Source organism: Xanthomonas sp. WHRI 7945 (genome assembly GCF_035026585.1).
Map to the genome: position 1 here is coordinate 181,129 of NZ_JAYIQP010000007.1, position 17,443 is coordinate 198,571.

At 69.2% G+C, this 17,443-nt stretch carries 19 protein-coding genes; 9 read left to right on the forward strand and 10 right to left on the reverse strand.

The window, feature by feature from the left end; genetic code table 11:
• Positions 1–120: 120 nt before the first annotated feature.
• Together VDQ83_RS08230 and VDQ83_RS08235 are read right to left on the reverse strand one after the other, a co-directional pair.
• Positions 121–666: a fasciclin domain-containing protein gene (locus VDQ83_RS08230; protein ID WP_455434556.1), complete on the reverse strand. Its 546-nt coding sequence runs from the start codon at positions 664–666 to the stop codon at positions 121–123.
• Between the two features lie 287 nt (positions 667–953).
• Positions 954–1,136, reverse strand: coding sequence for a hypothetical protein (locus VDQ83_RS08235; RefSeq protein ID WP_455434537.1), 183 nt, complete (start codon positions 1,134–1,136; stop codon positions 954–956).
• A gap of 190 nt (positions 1,137–1,326) precedes the next feature.
• Here VDQ83_RS08235 and VDQ83_RS08240 point away from each other — a divergent pair, with 190 nt between their 5' ends.
• The 3 genes from VDQ83_RS08240 to VDQ83_RS08250 all read left to right on the forward strand — a co-directional run bounded on the left by VDQ83_RS08240 (position 1,327) and on the right by VDQ83_RS08250 (position 4,954).
• Entirely contained in the window at positions 1,327–2,964 is a 1,638-nt protein-coding gene (locus VDQ83_RS08240) for a Na+/H+ antiporter (protein ID WP_263397057.1), read from the forward strand.
• 284 nt (positions 2,965–3,248) lie between these two features.
• On the forward strand, positions 3,249–4,196 hold the full coding sequence (locus VDQ83_RS08245; RefSeq protein ID WP_455434538.1) for an ABC transporter ATP-binding protein: 948 nt from the start codon (positions 3,249–3,251) through the stop codon (positions 4,194–4,196).
• Positions 4,193–4,954 (forward strand): ABC transporter permease, encoded by a 762-nt coding sequence (locus VDQ83_RS08250; protein WP_309918916.1) that lies wholly within the window; start codon positions 4,193–4,195, stop codon positions 4,952–4,954. The genes VDQ83_RS08245 and VDQ83_RS08250 overlap by 4 nt, the downstream gene beginning before the upstream one ends.
• Before the next feature lie 361 nt (positions 4,955–5,315).
• On the opposite strand, the gene VDQ83_RS08255 is transcribed toward VDQ83_RS08250, so the two are convergent.
• Entirely contained in the window at positions 5,316–5,558 is a 243-nt protein-coding gene (locus VDQ83_RS08255) for a DUF3297 family protein (protein WP_263397060.1), read from the reverse strand.
• A 146-nt stretch (positions 5,559–5,704) separates the two neighbouring features.
• Between VDQ83_RS08255 and VDQ83_RS08260 the strand changes: the two genes are divergently transcribed.
• Positions 5,705–6,250 carry a DUF6630 family protein gene (locus VDQ83_RS08260; RefSeq protein WP_455434539.1) on the forward strand — a complete coding sequence of 182 codons (546 nt, stop codon included), beginning with the start codon at positions 5,705–5,707 and terminating at the stop codon, positions 6,248–6,250.
• Positions 6,251–7,152: 902 nt separating this feature from the next.
• Here VDQ83_RS08260 and VDQ83_RS08265 read toward each other — a convergent pair.
• Together VDQ83_RS08265 and VDQ83_RS08270 are read right to left on the reverse strand one after the other, a co-directional pair.
• Positions 7,153–7,437, reverse strand: a complete 285-nt coding sequence (locus VDQ83_RS08265; RefSeq protein WP_455434540.1) for a DUF4031 domain-containing protein — start codon at positions 7,435–7,437, stop codon at positions 7,153–7,155.
• A gap of 9 nt (positions 7,438–7,446) precedes the next feature.
• Positions 7,447–7,995 (reverse strand): hypothetical protein, encoded by a 549-nt coding sequence (locus VDQ83_RS08270; protein ID WP_455434541.1) that lies wholly within the window; start codon positions 7,993–7,995, stop codon positions 7,447–7,449.
• A 522-nt stretch (positions 7,996–8,517) separates the two neighbouring features.
• On the opposite strand from VDQ83_RS08270, the gene VDQ83_RS08275 reads away from it, so the two are divergent.
• The gene (locus tag VDQ83_RS08275) at positions 8,518–9,195 is read left to right on the forward strand and encodes a hypothetical protein (protein WP_455434542.1); all 678 of its coding nucleotides are present in this window, start codon (positions 8,518–8,520) and stop codon (positions 9,193–9,195) included.
• 175 nt (positions 9,196–9,370) lie between these two features.
• Here VDQ83_RS08275 and motB read toward each other — a convergent pair whose 3' ends face one another.
• The 4 genes from motB to msrB form a co-directional block, all read right to left on the reverse strand.
• The gene (gene motB / locus VDQ83_RS08280; protein ID WP_455434543.1) at positions 9,371–10,600 is read right to left on the reverse strand and encodes a flagellar motor protein MotB; all 1,230 of its coding nucleotides are present in this window, start codon (positions 10,598–10,600) and stop codon (positions 9,371–9,373) included.
• A 10-nt stretch (positions 10,601–10,610) separates the two neighbouring features.
• Positions 10,611–11,465 (reverse strand): flagellar motor stator protein MotA, encoded by an 855-nt coding sequence (gene motA, locus VDQ83_RS08285; protein ID WP_455434544.1) that lies wholly within the window; start codon positions 11,463–11,465, stop codon positions 10,611–10,613.
• A gap of 160 nt (positions 11,466–11,625) precedes the next feature.
• Positions 11,626–12,036 (reverse strand): MliC family protein, encoded by a 411-nt coding sequence (locus VDQ83_RS08290; RefSeq protein ID WP_455434545.1) that lies wholly within the window; start codon positions 12,034–12,036, stop codon positions 11,626–11,628.
• Positions 12,037–12,079: 43 nt separating this feature from the next.
• Positions 12,080–12,544 carry a peptide-methionine (R)-S-oxide reductase MsrB gene (gene msrB / locus VDQ83_RS08295; RefSeq protein WP_263397070.1) on the reverse strand — a complete coding sequence of 155 codons (465 nt, stop codon included), beginning with the start codon at positions 12,542–12,544 and terminating at the stop codon, positions 12,080–12,082.
• Between the two features lie 133 nt (positions 12,545–12,677).
• Between msrB and VDQ83_RS08300 the strand changes: the two genes are divergently transcribed.
• Together VDQ83_RS08300 and VDQ83_RS08305 are read left to right on the forward strand one after the other, a co-directional pair.
• Positions 12,678–13,097, forward strand: coding sequence for a hypothetical protein (locus VDQ83_RS08300; protein ID WP_455434546.1), 420 nt, complete (start codon positions 12,678–12,680; stop codon positions 13,095–13,097).
• Positions 13,098–13,236: 139 nt separating this feature from the next.
• On the forward strand, positions 13,237–13,614 hold the full coding sequence (locus VDQ83_RS08305) for a host attachment family protein (protein WP_263397072.1): 378 nt from the start codon (positions 13,237–13,239) through the stop codon (positions 13,612–13,614).
• A 469-nt stretch (positions 13,615–14,083) separates the two neighbouring features.
• Here the strand turns inward: VDQ83_RS08305 and VDQ83_RS08310 are convergent, their stop codons facing one another.
• A complete protein-coding gene (locus tag VDQ83_RS08310) occupies positions 14,084–14,563 on the reverse strand; it encodes an Lrp/AsnC ligand binding domain-containing protein (RefSeq protein WP_263111051.1) in 480 nt (159 codons plus the stop codon).
• Positions 14,564–14,710: 147 nt separating this feature from the next.
• Between VDQ83_RS08310 and VDQ83_RS08315 the strand changes: the two genes are divergently transcribed.
• Complete coding sequence (locus VDQ83_RS08315) at positions 14,711–16,018, forward strand: D-amino acid dehydrogenase (RefSeq protein ID WP_263397073.1); 1,308 nt, start codon at positions 14,711–14,713, stop codon at positions 16,016–16,018.
• Positions 15,997–17,070 carry an alanine racemase gene (gene alr / locus VDQ83_RS08320; protein ID WP_455434547.1) on the forward strand — a complete coding sequence of 358 codons (1,074 nt, stop codon included), beginning with the start codon at positions 15,997–15,999 and terminating at the stop codon, positions 17,068–17,070. Before VDQ83_RS08315 ends, alr begins: the two co-directional genes overlap by 22 nt.
• The last annotated feature ends 373 nt before the right edge of the window (positions 17,071–17,443 follow it).

Genomic DNA, 17,443 nt, shown 5'->3' on the forward strand with positions numbered 1-17,443 from the left:
GCGAGTTCGTCCGTCGTTGAAGTGTGCAGGCAGCGCCGTCCGCTGCCGGCCGAAGGTACGGCGCAAAACGGGGACGGCCGTAGCCGTCCCCGCGACGCCAATGCACTCCCCGAGGGGTGCTTACGGCATCAAAACCTTGTCCACGACATGGATCACGCCATTGCTCTGCATCACGTCGGCGGTGGTGACGTGGGCGGTATTGCCCTTGCTGTCGGTGAGGGTGACCTTGCCGCCGCGGGTCTTGGCGATCAGGGTTTCGCCCTGCACCGTGGTCAGCTTGGCGCTGCCGCCGCCGGCCTTGATCTGCGCCAGCAGCGTCGTCGCATCGAGCTTGCCGGCGACCACGTGATAGGTCAGTACCTGAGTCAGCTTGTTCTTGTTTTCGGGTTTGAGCAGCGTGTCCACGGTGCCCGCCGGCAGTGCGGCGAAGGCGGCGTTGGTCGGTGCGAACACGGTGAACGGGCCTGCGCCCTTCAGCGTGTCCACCAGGCCGGCGGCTTTGACCGCGGCGACCAGCGTCGTGTGATCCTTGGAGTTGACCGCGTTGTCGATGATGTCCTTGGTCGCGTACATCGGGGCGCCGCCGACCATCGGATTGGGCTTGGCCTCGGTCATCGCGGCGTGGTCATGCATCGCGGTTTGGCCGGTAGCGGCCATGGCGGGCATCGCGACGAGGCCAGCGAGGGCGAGGGCCAGCAAATGGATCTTCATGGGTTGCTCCTTGAGGGAATGCCCGGCCAGGCGACCGTGCACACGCTTCTACGGCGATTGCGCTGGCGCGGTTGCATCACGCGAACCAGATAATGATGAATGGGCGTCGCGGGCGGGTATCGTCCGCGCGCTACGGGCATTTTCCGGCAAGCGCGCCTGCGCAGAGCAGCGCAAACGCTGCAATGAGTGAGCTCGCGCGCGGCGACGGACGCAGCGTCGTTGGCTCAGTGGCGCTGCAGCACCTAGCTGTTCTCGAACCCGTGCGCGCAGCCCAACACGTGGAAGCCGTTGAAGTAGCCAGTGGCCCGGAGCAGGTCGACCGCAGGGCCGACTTCCGGGGAGTGCTGGTGGTCGCCGTAGTCGTCGAACACCACGAACCCGCCGCTCACCACGCTGGACCCGTACAGCAGGAAATCTAGCAGCACATTGCGACCGGTGTCCCCCGCTGCCGCTGTGGCACGGCGTGCGCGTGGGCGTGTCGGCCGCGGCAGCCGCGCCGCCGCCTAAATGCCTCGCGCCGCCGCCACTGGACATCGTGCCTGCGGTGCGCTTTGCTTGCCGCTTCCCCCATTCATGGTGCGGTGCCGTCGGCGCGGCGCCGCCGTCCGGACGAGCATGCATTCGATCGAAGTGGTGTTGGCGATGTTGCTGGCGGTGGTCGCCAGCGGCTATCTGGTGCGCGTGCTGCCGTTCTCGCTGCCGTTGCCGCTGGTGCAGATCGGCCTGGGCGCGGTCATCGCCGGGGTGTTCAAGAAGGGCTACGCGCTGGAGCCGGAGCTGTTCTTCCTGCTGTTCCTGCCGCCGCTGCTGTTCCTGGACGGCTGGCGCATCCCCAAGCAGGGCCTGTTCCGCGACAAGGGCGCGATCCTGGAACTGGCGCTGGGCCTGGTGGTGTTCACCGTGGTCGGCGCCGGCTTCCTGATCCACTGGATGATTCCGGCGATGCCGCTGGCGGTGGCGTTCGCGCTGGCCGCGGTGGTGTCGCCAACCGATCCGATCGCGGTGTCCTCGATCGCCTCGCGCGCGCCAATCCCGAAACGGCTGATGCACATCCTGGAGGGCGAATCGCTGCTCAACGACGCCTCCGGCCTGGTCTGCTTCCAGTTCGCGGTGGCCGCGGCGGTCACCGGCACGTTCTCGCTGGCCGACGCCTCGCTGACCTTCCTGTGGGTGGCGCTGGTCGGCGTCGCCGCCGGCGTCGGCGTGACCCTGGGCGCGAGCCTGGCGCAGCGCTGGATCTGGCGCCAGGTCGGCGAGGAGCCCGGCGCGGCGATCCTGGTCAACCTGCTGCTGCCGTTCGCCGCCTACCTGCTGGCCGAGGCGATCAATGCCTCCGGCATCCTCGCCGCGGTCGCCGCCGGGATCAGCATGAGCTACGTGGAACTGAGCGGCCGCGCGCCCGGCAGCATGCGCGTGCAGCGCTCGGCGGTGTGGGACATGGTCCAGTTCACCCTCAACGGCATCATGTTCGTGCTGCTCGGCGAGCAGTTGCCGGGGATCGTGCAGGGCGCGGTGCACAACATCGACGAGGCCGGCCACCTCAACCCGTGGTGGCTGCTGGGCTATGCGCTGGCGATCTACGTCGGCCTGTTGCTGCTGCGCTTCGTGTGGGTGTGGCTGTCGCTGCGCTGGAACCTGCTCAAGGCGCGGCGCCGCGGCGAGGCGCATCTCAGTCCGCCGTGGCGGATCGTGGTGGCGGCCTCACTGGCCGGCGTGCGTGGCGCGATCACCCTGGCCGGCGTGCTGACCCTGCCGCTGGCGCTGCCCAACGGCGCCGCGTTCCCGGCGCGCGATCTGGTGATCTTCCTGGCCAGCGCGGTGATCGTCACCTCGCTGCTGGTCGCCAGCGTGGCGCTGCCGCGGTTGCTGCGCGGCCTGGAACTGCCGGAGGAACCCAGCGACCGCCTCGAGGAGGACCTGGCGCGGCGCGAATCCTCGCGCGCGGCGCTGGTCGCGGTGGAGAAGCTGCGCCAGCGGCTGGTGCAGGACAGCGAGCATGCCGATCTCTACAACGAGGCGGCGATCCGGGTCAGCGCCCTGTACCAGCGCCACCTCGACCACGGCGAGGCGATGGAGAGCGACCCGGAAGAGGCGCGGCGGCTGGACGACGTGCTGCGCCAGCTGCGCCACGCCGGGCTGCAGGCCGAACGCCAGGAGCTGTTCCGGCTGACCCGCCAGCGCAAGATTTCCGACGAGATCGCGCGCCGGCTGATCCGCAATCTGGATCTGCTGGAGGCGCGGCGCAAGGGTTGAGTGAGGAGCCGGGACTGGGGACTCGGGACTCGGGACTCGGAGGTGCGCGCCGCTGAGGGCAGCCCGGCTGGCGGACGCTGCGCTTGTCATGCCCGCGACGGCGTTGCTGCTAGGCTCTTCGAGTCCCGAGTCCCGAGTCCCGAGTCCCGAGTCCGGGAGTTCCGCCACTATCCCGCATGCGGGAGACTGCTTCCGTCCATCGGGGTTTATCGGAGCAGGGCGGGCCTCTACCCTGTCGGGCGTTCGTCGCGGTGGCGATCCGTTCCGCCGCGCAAGGAGTTCGTGTGTCGCCGATCATTTCCATCCAGCAGCTCACCAAGACCTACAAAGGCGGCTTCCAGGCGCTGAAGGGCATCGACCTGGACATCCAGCGCGGCGAGATCTTCGCCCTGCTCGGGCCCAACGGCGCCGGCAAGACCACGCTGATCAGCGTGGTCTGCGGTCTGGTCAATCCCAGCTCCGGCACCGTGCTGGCCGACGGCCACGACATCGTCCGCGACTACCGCGCCGCGCGCGCGAAGATCGGGCTGGTGCCGCAGGAGTTGGCCACCGACGCGTTCGAGACGGTGTGGGCGACGGTGCGCTTCAGCCGCGGCCTGTTCGGCAAGCCGAAGAACCCCGCCTACCTGGAGCAGGTGCTGCGCGAACTGTCGCTGTGGGACAAGCGCGACAGCAAGATCTCCACGCTGTCCGGCGGCATGAAGCGGCGCGTGCTGATCGCCAAGGCGCTGGCGCACGAGCCGAGCATCCTGTTCCTGGACGAACCCACCGCCGGCGTGGACGTGGAGCTGCGCCACGACATGTGGCAGATGGTGCGGCGCCTGCGCGAGCAGGGCACCACCATCATCCTGACCACCCACTACATCGAGGAAGCCGAGGACATGGCCGACCGCGTCGGCGTGATCAACCGCGGCGAACTGGTGCTGGTGGAGGACAAGCGCACGCTGATGCGCAAGCTCGGCAAGAAGCAGCTGGCGCTGACCCTGCAGGCGCCGCTGCCGGCGCTGCCCGCGGCGCTGGCGGCGCAGCCGTTGGAGCTGTCCGCCGACGGCGCGACGCTGACCTACACCTACGACGTGCAGGCCGAGCAGACCGGCATCGGCACCCTGCTGCGGCAATTGGAGGAACACGGCGTGGAGATCAAGGACCTGCATTCCAGCGAAAGCTCGCTGGAGGAGATCTTCGTCAACCTGGTGCGCCCGGCCGCCACCGGCGCGGAGGCGCGCGCATGAACCTGCACGCGATCGCCGCGATCTACCGTTTCGAGATGGCGCGCACCTTCCGCACGCTCACTCAGTCGATCGCCTCGCCGGTGCTGTCGACCTCGCTGTACTTCGTGGTGTTCGGCGCGGCGATCGGCTCGCGCATGGGCGCCATCGACGGCATCAGCTACGGCGCCTACATCATCCCCGGGCTGGTGATGCTGTCGCTGCTCAACGAGAGCATCTCCAACGCCTCGTTCGGCATCTACATGCCGCGCTGGGCCGGCACCATCTACGAGGTGCTGTCGGCGCCGGTGGCGTGGTGGGAGGTCGTGATCGGCTACGTCGGCGCGGCGGCGAGCAAGTCGGTGCTGCTCGGCCTGCTGATCCTGCTCACCGCGCGCGCGTTCGTGCCGTACGAGATCGCGCATCCGCTGTGGATGTTCGGCTTCCTGGTGCTGACCGCGCTGACCTTCAGCCTGTTCGGCTTCATCATCGGCATCTGGGCCGACGGTTTCGAGAAGCTGCAGGTGATCCCGCTGATGGTGGTGACCCCGCTGACCTTCCTCGGCGGCAGCTTCTACTCGATCAGCATGCTGCCGCCGCTGTGGCAGAAGATCAGCCTGTTCAACCCGGTGGTGTACCTGGTCAGCGGCTTCCGCTGGGCGTTCTTCGGCAAGGCCGACGTGCACATCGCGGTCAGCGCGAGCATGACCGGGGTGTTCCTGGCGGTGTGCCTGACCGTGGTCTGGGCGATCTTCCGCAGCGGCTACCGGCTCAAGTCCTGAGCCGGCGCAGGATCGCGCGTTGCGCGGCGACGCCTGTGCGCGAGCAGCCGCCGCCGCGATCCGGCGCGGTGGAGCGGCAACGCGCGAGCGGATCTCGTCGCTGTTGAGGCCGAAGCCCCTCTCGAGACTGCACCAGCAAGCCAGCCGCCGCCCTGTGTAGGAGCGGCTTCAGCCGCGACAGAAAAGGTCGGTGACTACGTCCCCGGCCTGCCGCGCAGGCGGACGCGATGCGCCCGCCGACCGCATCCGCACGAGCCGCGGCGCACGACAGGTGCTCAGGCCATGACCAGCATGGGCACATCGATCGCCAACGCGGACAGCGGCCAGCGCACGCTGCCGCGCGATCGCCGCGCCTGCGCGATTACTCCTTCTCGAGAAAGTACGCCTCGACCTGGCCGTTGATCTTCATCGTCATCGGATTGCCGCGGCGGTCGCGCGCCTTGCCCACCTGCACGCGGATCCAGCCTTCGCTGACCGAATACTCCTCCACGTTGTCGCGCTCCACGCCGTTGAAGCGGATGCCGACGCCGCGCGCGAGCGCCTCGGCATCGTGGAACGGGCTCTGCGGGCTGATCGCCAGGTGATCGGGAGGGGTATCGCTCATCGTCGTGGGTTCGCTTGGCGGCGGGTGGCGCCGTCTTCCGGGGGCGAAGGATAAACGCCTGCGACGTCGCTGCCGAATTTCCCCGCGCTTCCGTCGCCGCGCCCGGCGCGTCACACTGCGCGTCCCGTACTCCCCGATCCGCCACCATGCCCGACAACAGCGCCGACTACGACGAACCCGACGACCTCAGCGGCGACGCGGACGACGACGATCCGGACACCCAGCAGGGCCTGATCTGGAACCTGCTGCTGCTGATCAACCCGGGCGACGACGAGACCGCGCTGCGCCAGTTCAACGCTTACCGCGAGGCGGCGGGCGAGGCGGAGAGCGACGGCGACGGCTGGCTGTGGACGCTGAAGGACGCCATCGACTGGACCTCCGGCTTCTACGTGGACGGCCGCGACGCCGAAGCGCTGATCGGCGCGATCGACGAACTGGCCGCGCGCTGGAACCTGCGCATCGACTGGGGCGGCGACATCGACGACGAGGACTTCCTCGGCGCCCACGACACCGCCTCGCTGCTGGGGGTGGCCTACGACCGCCTGCGCGAATACGGCTACAGCATCTGGTGCTGGGACACCGGCGGCGACGACCGCGCCGGCTGGATGGCGCTCAGCCGCGACGACGAGGACATGCAGCGCCTGGCGGCGATCCTGGGCATCGACCTGCGCCCGGGCAGCGACCCGTTCTAGACGCCGCTGCGACGAATGGAATCTTCGACGACGACGGCTTCGGTCCAGTCGTTGTCGAAGCCCCTCTCACAGTGCCCACGCAAGCCCGCCGCAAGCCCCCTGTAGGAGCGGCTTCAGCCGCGACGAACGGAGTCCGGACCCTGCACCGGCTTCGGCGGGTGTGGGGTCGAAGCCCCTCCGACAGTCCACCAGCCCAGCATCCGAACTCCCTGTGGGAGCGACTTCAGTCGCGACGAGCGAAGAAGTGGATTTCCAGGCTGCGAATGCTGTCGGGACTGAAGTCCCTCCCACAGCGCACCCGGCAGCTTGCCGCAAGGTTTCCTGTAGGAGCGGCTTCAGCCGCGACGAACGGAGTCCGGACCCTGCACCGGCTTCGGCGGGGGTGGGGCTGATGCCCCCACAGTCCACGAGCCGAGCATCCGGAGCTCCCTATGGGAGCGACTTCAGTCGCGACGAGCGAAGAAGTGGATTCCAGGCTGCGAATGCTGTCGGGACTGAAGTCCCTCCCACAGCGCACCCGGCAGCTTGCCGCAAGGTTTCTGTAGGAGCGGCTTCAGCCGCGACGAACGGAGTCCGGACCCTGCACCGGCTTCGGCGGATGTGGGGCTGAAGCCCCTCCCACAGCCCATCAGCCGACCATCCGAAGCTCCCTGTGGGAGCGACTTCAGTCGCGACGAGCGAAGAAGTGAATTTCCAGGCTGCAAATGCTGTCGGGACTGAAGCCCTCCCACAGTGCACCCGGCAGCTTGCCGAAAGGTTTCCTGTAGGAGCGGCTTCAGCCGCGACGAACGGAGTCAAAAACCGCAACGGTTTCGGTGAAGGATCGAAGCTGACAAGGCCTAGAAACACGGCAAGCCATCCAGCAGTGGCACCCCGTGCACGCTTGCCGGCGCTCGAACCCGTCAATCGGCCTCGCCGCGCGCCTGCGCGCGCGCCTGGCGGATCAACGCCTTCATCAGTTCGCGGTCGGTGTGCCGGGACACCGGGACCGCGCCCAGCCGGATCGCCTCGTCGCGCAAGGCGGCGGGAACGTCGTAGTGCGCGCCGCTGAGTTTGTTCTGGAAGGCGCGGCGGGGAATGCCCAGCCGCGCCGCCATCGCATGCAGCTCGTCCAGCGTGTCGGCGAGCAGGTGCCCCCAGCGCTGGCCGCGCCAGGGATGCACCGCATCGTCGATGTAGACCGCCATCGCGTCCGATCAGGCCGGCTTGTGCCTGCCGTCGGCGTCTGCGTCGTCGGCGTCCGCCGCAGCTGGTGTCGCCACGCCGCTTGCGGTCGCGGTCGGTTCCGCATCGGCGGCGTCGCCGGCATCGGCGGTCGCACCGTCCTCGCCGTCAGCTTCAGCCTCGTCTTCACCCTCGACATCGCCCTCGGCGAACTCGGCGACCAGCGCATCGAGATACTCGGCCGCGGTCTTGCCTTCGTCGGCGGCAAGGTCGTCGATCATCTGCTGCAGCTGGGTCGAGTAGTCCAGGGTGATGGTGTTGCCTTCCTGCTCCTGCACATTGGCCAGGTGCTTGAGCATCGCCAGCATCGGCACCGGATTGTCGGCATTGCCCATGGTCTGGCCGCCGACCGACAGCAGCCATTCGTTGCCCTGCAGGCCGATCGCGGCCAGCACCCGGCCGCTGTCGTCCTGCAGCACGGCGTGGTTGGCGATGGGCTGATCGCGGCCCAATCGGGCGAAGGCACGCTTGGGCTGCTGCTTCTTGCGCTTGTCGCGCTTGGCTTTGGATTGCTTGGACACGTTCGTCTCGTTCGCGGATTGACGGTCATTGTAAGCGGACGGCCGGGCATGACCTTCGGCAGGCTTGACTACAGGTGTAGCCATGGCTACGTTGACTACAGTTGTAGCCATTCAGTTCTGGCGGTAAAGCGCTTTGCCGGTGTCGCCGTTGGGCGGTGCGAGACCTGCTTCGCCGCTCCCGCCGGCGCGCACTGCCGCTGGCGTAGCCGACTGCGGCTACACCGTCCATCCGCCAAGCCCGCAAGGAGACGCGTCATGCAGTCGAACATCCCATCCTGGCGCCACCACGCCGCATTGCTGGTCCTGGTCAGCGCCGCTGTCGCTGCGATTCCGTCGGTGCGTGCGAACACCCAGGAGACGGCCAGGCACATCGTCGAACCGGCCGAACCGCCTGAACCGCCTGAACCCCCTTTGCCGATCGTGCCGGTGCCGCCCGCAGCGCCGCCGGTCCCGGCATTCCCGGACCCAAGCGTGCCTGCGCCGCCCGCCGCGCCGGTACCGCCCGCACCACCGGCACCACCCATGGTCCCCGCACCGCCCAGGCACATTGCCGGCGCGCAGCGTGTCGCGACCGCTTCGAGCCTCACCATCACGTCCGACGATCGCCGCAACGCGTCGGTGCTGTTCGACGGCGACGGCACCAACATGTACGGCAGCAGCGACGACCTGCGTAGGGCGCTGCGTGCGCGCCGCGGCGACGAGACGCTGTGGTGGTTCCGCAGGGACGGCAAGCACTACGTGGTGCGCGATGCGGCCACGATCCAGAAACTGAAGGCGGCCTACGCGCCGGTCGCGGCGCTGGGACGGCAGCAGGGCGAACTCGGCGAGCAACAGGGGCGGCTGGGCCAGCGCCAGGGTGAGCTCGGCGAGCAGCAGGGCGCCATCGCACAGCGCCAGGCGGGGCTGGCCGAGGAGGACGCCAAGGCCGCCAGCGCACAGGCGCGGCGCGCCGCCAACGGTGGCCAGGGCGCGCCCGGGTCGGCGCCACGCACCGATGCGGCGCAGGCCGACTACGCGCGGCAGATGCAGGCATTGGCCGAGCGCCAGTCAGCGCTGGCCGAGCAGCAGGCGGGTTTCGCCAAGCGGCAGGGGGTGCTGGCGCAGCGCCAGCAGGTCGCCAACGCGGCGTTGCAGCGCGACATCGAACGCATCGTCGAGCAGGCGATCGCGCAAGGCGTTGCGCAGCCGCTGGCGCAGTGAGCGCGCAGCGGCGCGAATGCGAACTGCGATGGACAGCCAGGTAGGCCGCTGGAGCGCTTTTTCGCAGCCAATGCACACCCTGTAGGAGCGGCTTCAGCCGCGACCGGGCGTTACCTGGAAAGCTCCGGTCGCGGCTGAAGCCGGTCCTACAGGGCGGGGTCGGGCGCCGACAGTGTCAGCGCTGCGCCGGACCTTCGGCGGTGGCCGTCGCCGTTGCCGGAGACGGCGCCGCTCCGCCACCCGGCTTGCCGCCGGTGACGCGGTTGACCGCGCGGATCGCTTCGCGGGCGGCGTCGGCGGCGGCCTCCGGGGAGGTGGTGCGCGGCGGCAGGATCGCCACCGTCGCCGGTTTGGCCGCAGTCGCTGCCGGCGCAGCGGCATTCGCCGCCGTGGCCGGAGTCGGAGTCGAAACGCTAGCCGGAGCCGTGGCCGTGGCCGTGGCCGGCGAAGGCGCGGCGGCCGCGGCCGCGCCCAGGTCCGGCACCTTGGTGTCGGCATCGCTCTGCGGCGTGCCCAGCGCCACCGCATGATCGCTGCCGGCCAGCGCCGCCTCCTCGGCGTCCTTGGTCATCACCACGATGCTGATGCGGCGGTTGATCGGGTTGTCCGGGGTCTGCTTGTCGAACAGGACCGACGAGGACAGGCCGACCACGCGCGAGACCTTGTCTTCGCCCATGCCGCCGGACACCAGCTCGCGCCGCGCCGCGTTGGCGCGGTCCGCGCTCAGTTCCCAGTTGCTGTAGCCGCTCTTGCTGCTGTACTGGGTGACGTCGGTGTGGCCGGTGATGCTGATGTGGTTGGGCACTTCGTTGATGAAGCCCGACAGCTCGTGCAGGATGTCGCGGGTGTAGGGCTTGAGCGCCGCGCTGCCGATGTCGAACATCGGCCGGTTCTCCTTGTCCACGATCTGGATGCGCAGGCCGTCCGGGGTCAGGTCCAGCAGCAACTGGTCCTTGAACGGCTCCAGCGCCTGGCTCTTGTCGATCGCTTCCTTCAGGTCCTGCATCAGCGTTTCCAGGCGCTGCTTTTCCTTCTCGCGTTGCGCCGTCTTGCTTTCCGTATCGCCTTTCAGGCTCTTGCTGCCGAACGGATCCTTGTTGTCGCCGCGCTGCATGTCCGCCGAGCCGCCGAGCTTGATCATCGAGGTGCTGGCGCCGCCGGGACCGGCCATGCCGGGACTCGGCGCCGGGCTCTTGCCCTCCAGCGGACTGGGGTTGCGGAAGTATTCGGAGATCGCCATGCGCTGTTCCTTGGTGGTGGCGGCGACCAGCCACAGCACCAGGAAGAACGCCATCATCGCGGTCACGAAGTCGGCGAAGGCGACTTTCCAGGCGCCGCCATGATGGCCGCCGCCCTGGACTTTCTTGACCCGCCGGATGACGACGGTAGCTTTGGTTTCGGGCATGGCGGCGGCGCTACTTGATCGTCTTCAGGTGCGTCTCGAAGTCCGAGAAGCTCGGCCGCACGTTGCTCGGCAGGGTCTTGCGCGCGAACTCCAGCGCGATCTTCGGGTTGTAGCCGCGCAGGCAGGCCAGCAGCGCGGTCTTCACCGATTCGAAGATGCGGCTGTCCTGTTCGGCGCGCGCTTCCATCGCCGCCGCCAGCGGCGCGACGAAACCGTAGGCCAGCAGGATGCCGAGGAAGGTGCCGACCAGCGCGGCGCCGACGTGCTTGCCGATCTCCTCGATCGGGCCGCCGATGGAACCCATGGTGATGACGATGCCCAGCACCGCGGCGACGATGCCGAAACCGGGCAGGCCGTCGGAGACCTTGCTCAGCGCATGCGCCGGCGCCATCGCCTCGTGGTGGTGTTTTTCCAGCTCCAGCTCCAGCAGCGGCTCCAGTTCGTGCGGCTCGATGTTGCTGCCGATCATCAGGCGCAGGCAGTCGGTGATGAAGTCGAGCAGGTGGTGGTCGGCCAGGACCTTCGGATACGTGCCGAAGATCGCGCTCTCGGCCGGCTTCTCCACGTGGTCTTCCAGGGCCATGAAGCCATCGCGCCGCGCCTTGTTCAGCAGCTCGTAGATCAGGGTCAGGGTGGCCTTGTAGTCGTCGGACTTGTACTTCGGGCCCTTGAACACGCCGGCGATGTCGACGAAGGTCGCCTTGACGATCTTGGCGGGGGTGCTGACCAGGAACGCACCCAGCGCCGCGCCGCCGATGATCAGCAATTCGTAGGGCTGCCACAGCGCGCCGAGATGGCCGTGCGACAGCACGTAGCCGCCGACCACGCTGATGATGACGACGAGGAACCCAACAATGATGAGCATGGCGGAAGCAGCCTGCGAGCCGAGAACGGGGATACCTCCATTTCGGCCCGGCGGCGGCTTTCTGAAGGCGGCGGCGCCGCGCCGCGCGTGAAAGCGCGTGTGAAGACGCCGCTAGCGGCGTCCCCGCCGTGGCTGCGTACGCCGGCGTTTGGTGCCCGCCTCAGCCGATGACGCCGCTGCCCTGGCGCACGCACTTGAGCACTTCGCGCTGCCCGGACAGGGTGAGCGTGGCGGCGTCCTGCGGCTGCTCCCAGAACGCGTTGCCCTGGGCATCGGCGTAGCGCGCGCCGCTGTCGGCATCGACCCGGTGCATGTGCAGGGTGCGGCCGTTCACCAGCAGCGCCACCCGCTCGCGCGCCGCATCGACGTCGGCCTGCACCGCGCTGTCGCCGCACTGCCAGTGCACGCGCAGCGCATCGGCCTGCACCTCCGGGTCGGTGGCCGGTGCGGCGGTGGCCGCGTCTGCGGGTTGCGTCGCTGCCGGCGCGGCGGTGGTCGCCGGCGCGGGGGCGCGTCCGCACGCAGCCAGCGACAGCGGTAGAAGCAGCGAAAATACCAGGATGGGACGCATGCCGGGTCTCCTCTCGATCTTCGCGGCGCCGCGGCGCCGCCGGTCAGGCCGGTTCGGTGTCGCCGCCGCCGCGCTGCAGCGGGTTGGGCAGCGCCTGGCCCTGCTCGGTGAACTGCAGCGACACCGAATTCAGGCAATGCCGCTCGCCGCTGGGCGGCGGACCGTCCGGGAACACGTGGCCGAGATGGCTGTCGCAGCGCGCGCAGACGATCTCGGTGCGGATCATGCCGTGGCTGGTGTCGCGGATCTCGCGCACGTGCGCCGGGTGATAGGGCGCGAAGAAGCTCGGCCAGCCGGTGCCCGAGTCGAACTTGGCGCTGGAGCGGAACAGCGGCAGCCCGCACAGCCGGCAGGTGTAGACGCCTTCCAGCTTGTTGTCCAGGAACACGCCGCAGAACGGCGCCTCGGTGCCGTGCTGCAGCAGCACCCGCCGTTCCTCGTCGTTCAGCCCGGCGACCAGGCGATCGCGTTCGGCAGAAGTGGGGGGCGTGAGGTCGAATCGGCTCATGGCGGGCGTGCCTTCGCGTCGGAGAGAGTCCATGCACAATGTGGGCGGAGCGGCAGCGATCAAGCCGCCGCGTTCACTCCGTGCGCAGGCGCCGCGCGCTAGGCTGCATTCCCGAACCGGAGGGAGGAGTGCCATGTCGATGCCCCGTCTGTGGCTGCTCTCGTTGTGCGTCTTGAGCCCAGCGCTGGTCGCCGCGCAAAGCCTCCAGCCCGCGCCGAAATCGCCGACCGCCACGCGCCAGGCCACTACCGTGCAGCCGGCGCCTGCGCCCGTGTCCACGCGACCAGTGACGACGCCGCCGACCGTGCCGATGCCCAGCGGCCTGGGCCAGCGCGCGCAGCCGGCGCCGATTCCGCAGCAGGGGCCGTCGCGTCCGGCCGCACCGGCGTCCACCGCCCCTGGCACCACGCCGGCGCCGGCCAAGGTCTACGATCGCAGCGGACGATTGATTCCGGGCGCCGTGCAGGCAGGCCCCAACCGCGTACTGGACACCCGCAGCGGCCGTTACTACAGCACCGTGCCCAGCGGCGACGGCCAGCGCATCGACGACTAGCGCCGCTTGGCGGTCCGCGCATGGCCGTGCGTGAAGGCATGGCCAACGCTCTGTGATCGCAATCCTCACGAACCGCTTCCTAGACTGCCACGACGCAGGTGCCGTCGGTGCCTGCGCCGTACCTTCGCTAGGAGAACCGATGAGCAAGCTTCCCGACAACACCTTGGTGGTCGTCGCCGATCGCGTCAGCGCACGCCTGTTCCGCACCACGCTGGCCGGCGAGACGTCGTTGCTGGAGCAGACCGAGGTGCTGAGCCCCACGCCGATCGAAGGCGTCGAGGACGGCGACCGGCCGATGACGATGGACGAGGCCGGCTTCGTCCGCCAGCTCGCCGAGCGCCTGTACCAGAACGCGCTGCGCAACGACTTCGAGCACCTGGTGCTGGTCGCCGACCCGCAGACGCTGGGCCAGCTGCGGCCGCTGCTGCACAAGGAAGTCCAGAAGCGGGTGGTATCGGAACTGGCCAAGAACCACGCGCACACCTCGCGCGACGAGCTGGAAAAGCTGCTCGCCTAAGCGCGCCCATCGCGCAGGCCGATATGGCAGGGCGCTATGCATTGCGCCCCCTCCTTCTCCCCTCGGGAGAAGGTGCCCGCAGGGCGGATGAGGGTACGGACACACCGGCGCGCCACCCAACGTCGCGCATGGTTCGGGACGACAACGGCGTGCTGCCTCGGCTATCGACTTTCCCGTGCTGCCGTACCCTCACCCCAACCCCTCTCCCGCAGGGAGAGGGGAATCATGGCGTCGCTGCCGTACCGCACGATTGAGCCATTGCAGCGCGCGGCCACACGTCGCAGTGCCTCCCTTCTCCCCTCGGGAGAAGGTGCCCGTAGGGCGGATGAGGGTACGGACACACCGGCGCGCCATCCAACGTCGCGCATGGTTCGGACGACAACGGCGTGCTTCCCCGGCTATCGACTTCCCAGCGCTGCCGTACCCTTACCCCAACCCCTCTCCCGCAGGGAGAGGGGAATCATCACGCTCAGTCGGCGATCGGCAGGCTCAGCGTCTCCTTGACCTCTTCCATCACGATGTAGCTCTTGGACTCGCGCACGTGCGGCAGGGTCAGCAGGGTGCTGCCCAGCAGCTTGCGGTAGGAGGCCATCTCGCTGATCCGCGCCTTGAGCAGGTAGTCGAAGTCGCCGGAGACCAGGTGGCACTCCAGCACGTTGGGCAGCTTCAGCGCCGCGCGGCGGAATTCCTCGAAGATGTCGCCGGACTTGTAGGCCAGGCTGATCTCCACGAACACCAGCAGGCTGGCCTTGAGGTAGTGCGGATCCAGTCGTGCGTAGTAGCCGGTGATGGCGCCATCGCGTTCCAGGCGGCGCACCCGCTCGGTGCACGGCGTGGTCGACAGGCCGACCCGTTCGCCGAGCTCGGTGAAGGAGATGCGGCCTTCCTGCTGCAGGATGCGCAGGATCTTGCGGTCGATCTTGTCCAGTTCGCGGGCGCGTGCGGCCATGGCGCGGGTCTCGATGGGCTGGGGCAGGGAATTGGCCTGGCGGCCGATCGAAAATCAGGGGAAAATCCTGGGTTGCGCTTCCTATACTGCGCCTAACCCCATCCCTGGCGCCATCCAGCCAGGGATTTGATCCGACGAGGTAAGTGCATGCGGGTTCTGGTTCTGGGCAGCGGTGTGATCGGCACGGCCACGGCGTGGTACCTGGCCCGTACCGGCTGCGAGGTGACGGTGGTCGATCGCCAGCCCGCGGCCGGGCTGGAGACCAGCTATGCCAACGCCGGCCAGGTGTCGCCGGGCTACGCCTCGCCGTGGGCGGCGCCGGGGGTGCCGCTGAAGGCGCTGAAGTGGCTGTTCCAGCGCCACGCGCCGCTGGCGATCACGCCCACCGCCGACATCCGCCAGTACCTGTGGCTGGCGCAGATGCTGCGCAACTGCACCGCCGAGCGCTATGCGATCAACAAGGCGCGCATGGTGCGGCTGTCCGAATACAGCCGCGATTGCCTGGACCAGCTGCGCGCCGACACCGGCATCGAATACGAAGGCCGCCAGCTTGGCACCACCCAGCTGTTCCGCACCCAGGCGCAGTTGGACGGCGCGGCCAAGGACATCGAGGTGCTGCGCGAGTATGGCGTGCCCTACGAACTGCTCGACCGCGCCGGCATCGCCCGCATCGAACCGGCGCTGGCCAGCGCCCCGGCCACCCTGGTCGGCGCGCTGCGCCTGCCCAACGACCAGACCGGCGACTGCCGCCTGTTCACTCAGCGCCTGGCCGCGCTGGCCGCCGCGGCCGGCGTGCAGTTCCGCTACGGCGAAACGATCGACGGCCTGCTCGCCGATGGCGATCGCCTCGACGGCGTGCGCATCGGCGGCCGCCTGGAGCGCGCCGACCGCTACGTGGTCGCGCTGGGCAGCTATTCTCCGCAGCTTCTCGCACCGCTGGGCATCCGCCTGCCGGTGTATCCGTTGAAGGGCTATTCGCTGACGTTGCCGATCCGCGACGCGGCGCTGGCCCCGATGTCCACCATCCTCGACGAAACCTACAAAGTGGCGATCACCCGCTTCGACCAGCGCATCCGCGTCGGCGGCATGGCCGAACTGGCCGGCTTCGACCTGTCGCTGCCGGCGCGGCGCCGCGCCACCCTGGAAAACGTAGTGAACGACCTGTACCCGCGCGGCGGCGACCTGGCCCGCGCCGAATTCTGGACCGGGCTGCGCCCGGCCACGCCGGATGGCACCCCGGTGGTCGGCGCCACCGGCTACCGCAACCTGTTCCTCAACACCGGCCACGGCACGCTGGGCTGGACCATGGCCTGCGGTTCCGGCCGCTACCTGGCCGACCTGATCGCCTCGCGCCAGCCGCAGATCAGCGGCGAGGGCCTGGACATCTTCCGTTATTCGCGCGGCGCCTCGGCGCCCGTCGCAGAGGCAAGTTCGTGCGCCCAGCCCGTGCGTTGATCGATCTCCACGCGTTGCGCCACAACTACCGCCTGGCCCGGCACCTGGGCGGCGGCAAGGCGCTGGCGGTGGTCAAGGCCGATGCCTACGGGCACGGCTCGGTGGCGTGCGCGCGCGCGCTGGACGCCGAAGCGGACGGCTTCGCGGTGGCCTGCATCGAGGAGGCGCTGGAGCTGCGCCAGGCCGGCATCGCCGCGCCGATCCTGCTGCTGGAAGGCTTCTTCGACGCCGACGAGTTGCCGCTGATCGCCGAGCACCGCTTGTGGTGCGCGGTGGCCTCGCCGTGGCAGGTGGAGGCGATCGCCGCCTATGCCGCGCCGCAGCCGCTGTGCCTGTGGCTGAAGCTGGACAGCGGCATGCACCGGCTGGGCCTGGCGCCTGACGCGTTCCGCGCCGCGCACGCGCGGCTGAGCGCGCTGCCGCAGGTGGAGCGGCTGGTGCTGATGAGCCATTTCGCGCGCGCCGACGAACTGGACAGCGCACGTACGCTGGAGCAGGCCGAGGTGTTCCGCCAGGCCACCGCCGGCCTGGCCGGCGAGACCAGCCTGTGCAACTCGCCGGCGCTGCTGGGCTGGCCGCAGCTGCGCAACGACTGGGCGCGCCCGGGGCTGATGCTGTACGGCGCCGACCCGTTCGCCGCCAACGCCGAGCTGCCGGGCGAGCTGCGCCCGGTGATGACCTTGCGCTCCAAGGTGATCGCGGTACGCGCCCTGGCCGCCGGCGAGCCGGTCGGCTACGGCGCGCGCTTCGTCGCGCCGCGGCCGACCCGGGTCGGCGTGGTCGCGATCGGCTATGCCGACGGCTATCCGCAGTTCGCGCCGAACGGCACCCCGGTGCTGGTCGACGGGGCGCCCGGCGAACTGATCGGGCGGGTGTCGATGGACATGCTGACCGTGGACCTGACCGAGCACCCGCAGGCCGGCCTCGGCAGCGACGTGCAGCTATGGGGCGCGCAGCCGCGCATCGACACCCTGGCCGCGCGCTGCGGCTCCAGCGCCTACCGCCTGCTGTGCGGACTCAAGCGCGCGCCGCGGCAGTATCTGGGCGGCTGAAGGCTGCGGCCGGCCAGGCGCTTCGCACGCGCTCCCGCTTGGCGCAGCGCAGTGCCTGGTCCGCGCCGCGCTTTTGCAGGAGCGGCGTCAGCCGCGACAAACGGAGCGATACACCTTGCGGCTTCGGATACCGTCGGGCCTGAAGCCGCTCCTGCAGAGCCGCAGCATCTGGCCGCAACCGACCGTGGGAGCGACTTCGGTCGCGACGAGCGCAGCGGTGGATGTGCCGCGTCCGGGCCGCGTCGGGACTGAAGTCCCTCCCGCAGGGGCGCCTCCAGCCTAGTGCTCTGCTCTGTTGTAGATACCGTCTTCCCGTCTAACAGGCAATGGCCTTTTGAGGATCGAAGGGCGTGTTTGATTTGAGGACGCCGTA

Bases quoted from the DNA above. Each gene is read 5' to 3' on its own strand.
- motA (WP_455434544.1), bottom strand. From the start codon at position 11,465: ATGCTCATCATTGTTGGGTTCCTCGTCGTCATCATCAGCGTGGTCGGC.
- VDQ83_RS08315 (WP_263397073.1), top strand. From the start codon at position 14,711: ATGCGGGTTCTGGTTCTGGGCAGCGGTGTGATCGGCACGGCCACGGCG.
- VDQ83_RS08275 (WP_455434542.1), top strand. From the start codon at position 8,518: ATGGTCCCCGCACCGCCCAGGCACATTGCCGGCGCGCAGCGTGTCGCG.
- VDQ83_RS08230 (WP_455434556.1), bottom strand. From the start codon at position 666: ATGCCCGCCATGGCCGCTACCGGCCAAACCGCGATGCATGACCACGCC.
- msrB (WP_263397070.1), bottom strand. From the start codon at position 12,544: ATGAGCCGATTCGACCTCACGCCCCCCACTTCTGCCGAACGCGATCGC.
- VDQ83_RS08305 (WP_263397072.1), top strand. From the start codon at position 13,237: ATGAGCAAGCTTCCCGACAACACCTTGGTGGTCGTCGCCGATCGCGTC.
- VDQ83_RS08290 (WP_455434545.1), bottom strand. From the start codon at position 12,036: ATGCGTCCCATCCTGGTATTTTCGCTGCTTCTACCGCTGTCGCTGGCT.
- VDQ83_RS08300 (WP_455434546.1), top strand. From the start codon at position 12,678: ATGTCGATGCCCCGTCTGTGGCTGCTCTCGTTGTGCGTCTTGAGCCCA.
- VDQ83_RS08250 (WP_309918916.1), top strand. From the start codon at position 4,193: ATGAACCTGCACGCGATCGCCGCGATCTACCGTTTCGAGATGGCGCGC.
- VDQ83_RS08240 (WP_263397057.1), top strand. From the start codon at position 1,327: ATGCATTCGATCGAAGTGGTGTTGGCGATGTTGCTGGCGGTGGTCGCC.
- VDQ83_RS08260 (WP_455434539.1), top strand. From the start codon at position 5,705: ATGCCCGACAACAGCGCCGACTACGACGAACCCGACGACCTCAGCGGC.
- motB (WP_455434543.1), bottom strand. From the start codon at position 10,600: ATGCCCGAAACCAAAGCTACCGTCGTCATCCGGCGGGTCAAGAAAGTC.
- VDQ83_RS08255 (WP_263397060.1), bottom strand. From the start codon at position 5,558: ATGAGCGATACCCCTCCCGATCACCTGGCGATCAGCCCGCAGAGCCCG.
- VDQ83_RS08265 (WP_455434540.1), bottom strand. From the start codon at position 7,437: ATGGCGGTCTACATCGACGATGCGGTGCATCCCTGGCGCGGCCAGCGC.
- VDQ83_RS08310 (WP_263111051.1), bottom strand. From the start codon at position 14,563: ATGGCCGCACGCGCCCGCGAACTGGACAAGATCGACCGCAAGATCCTG.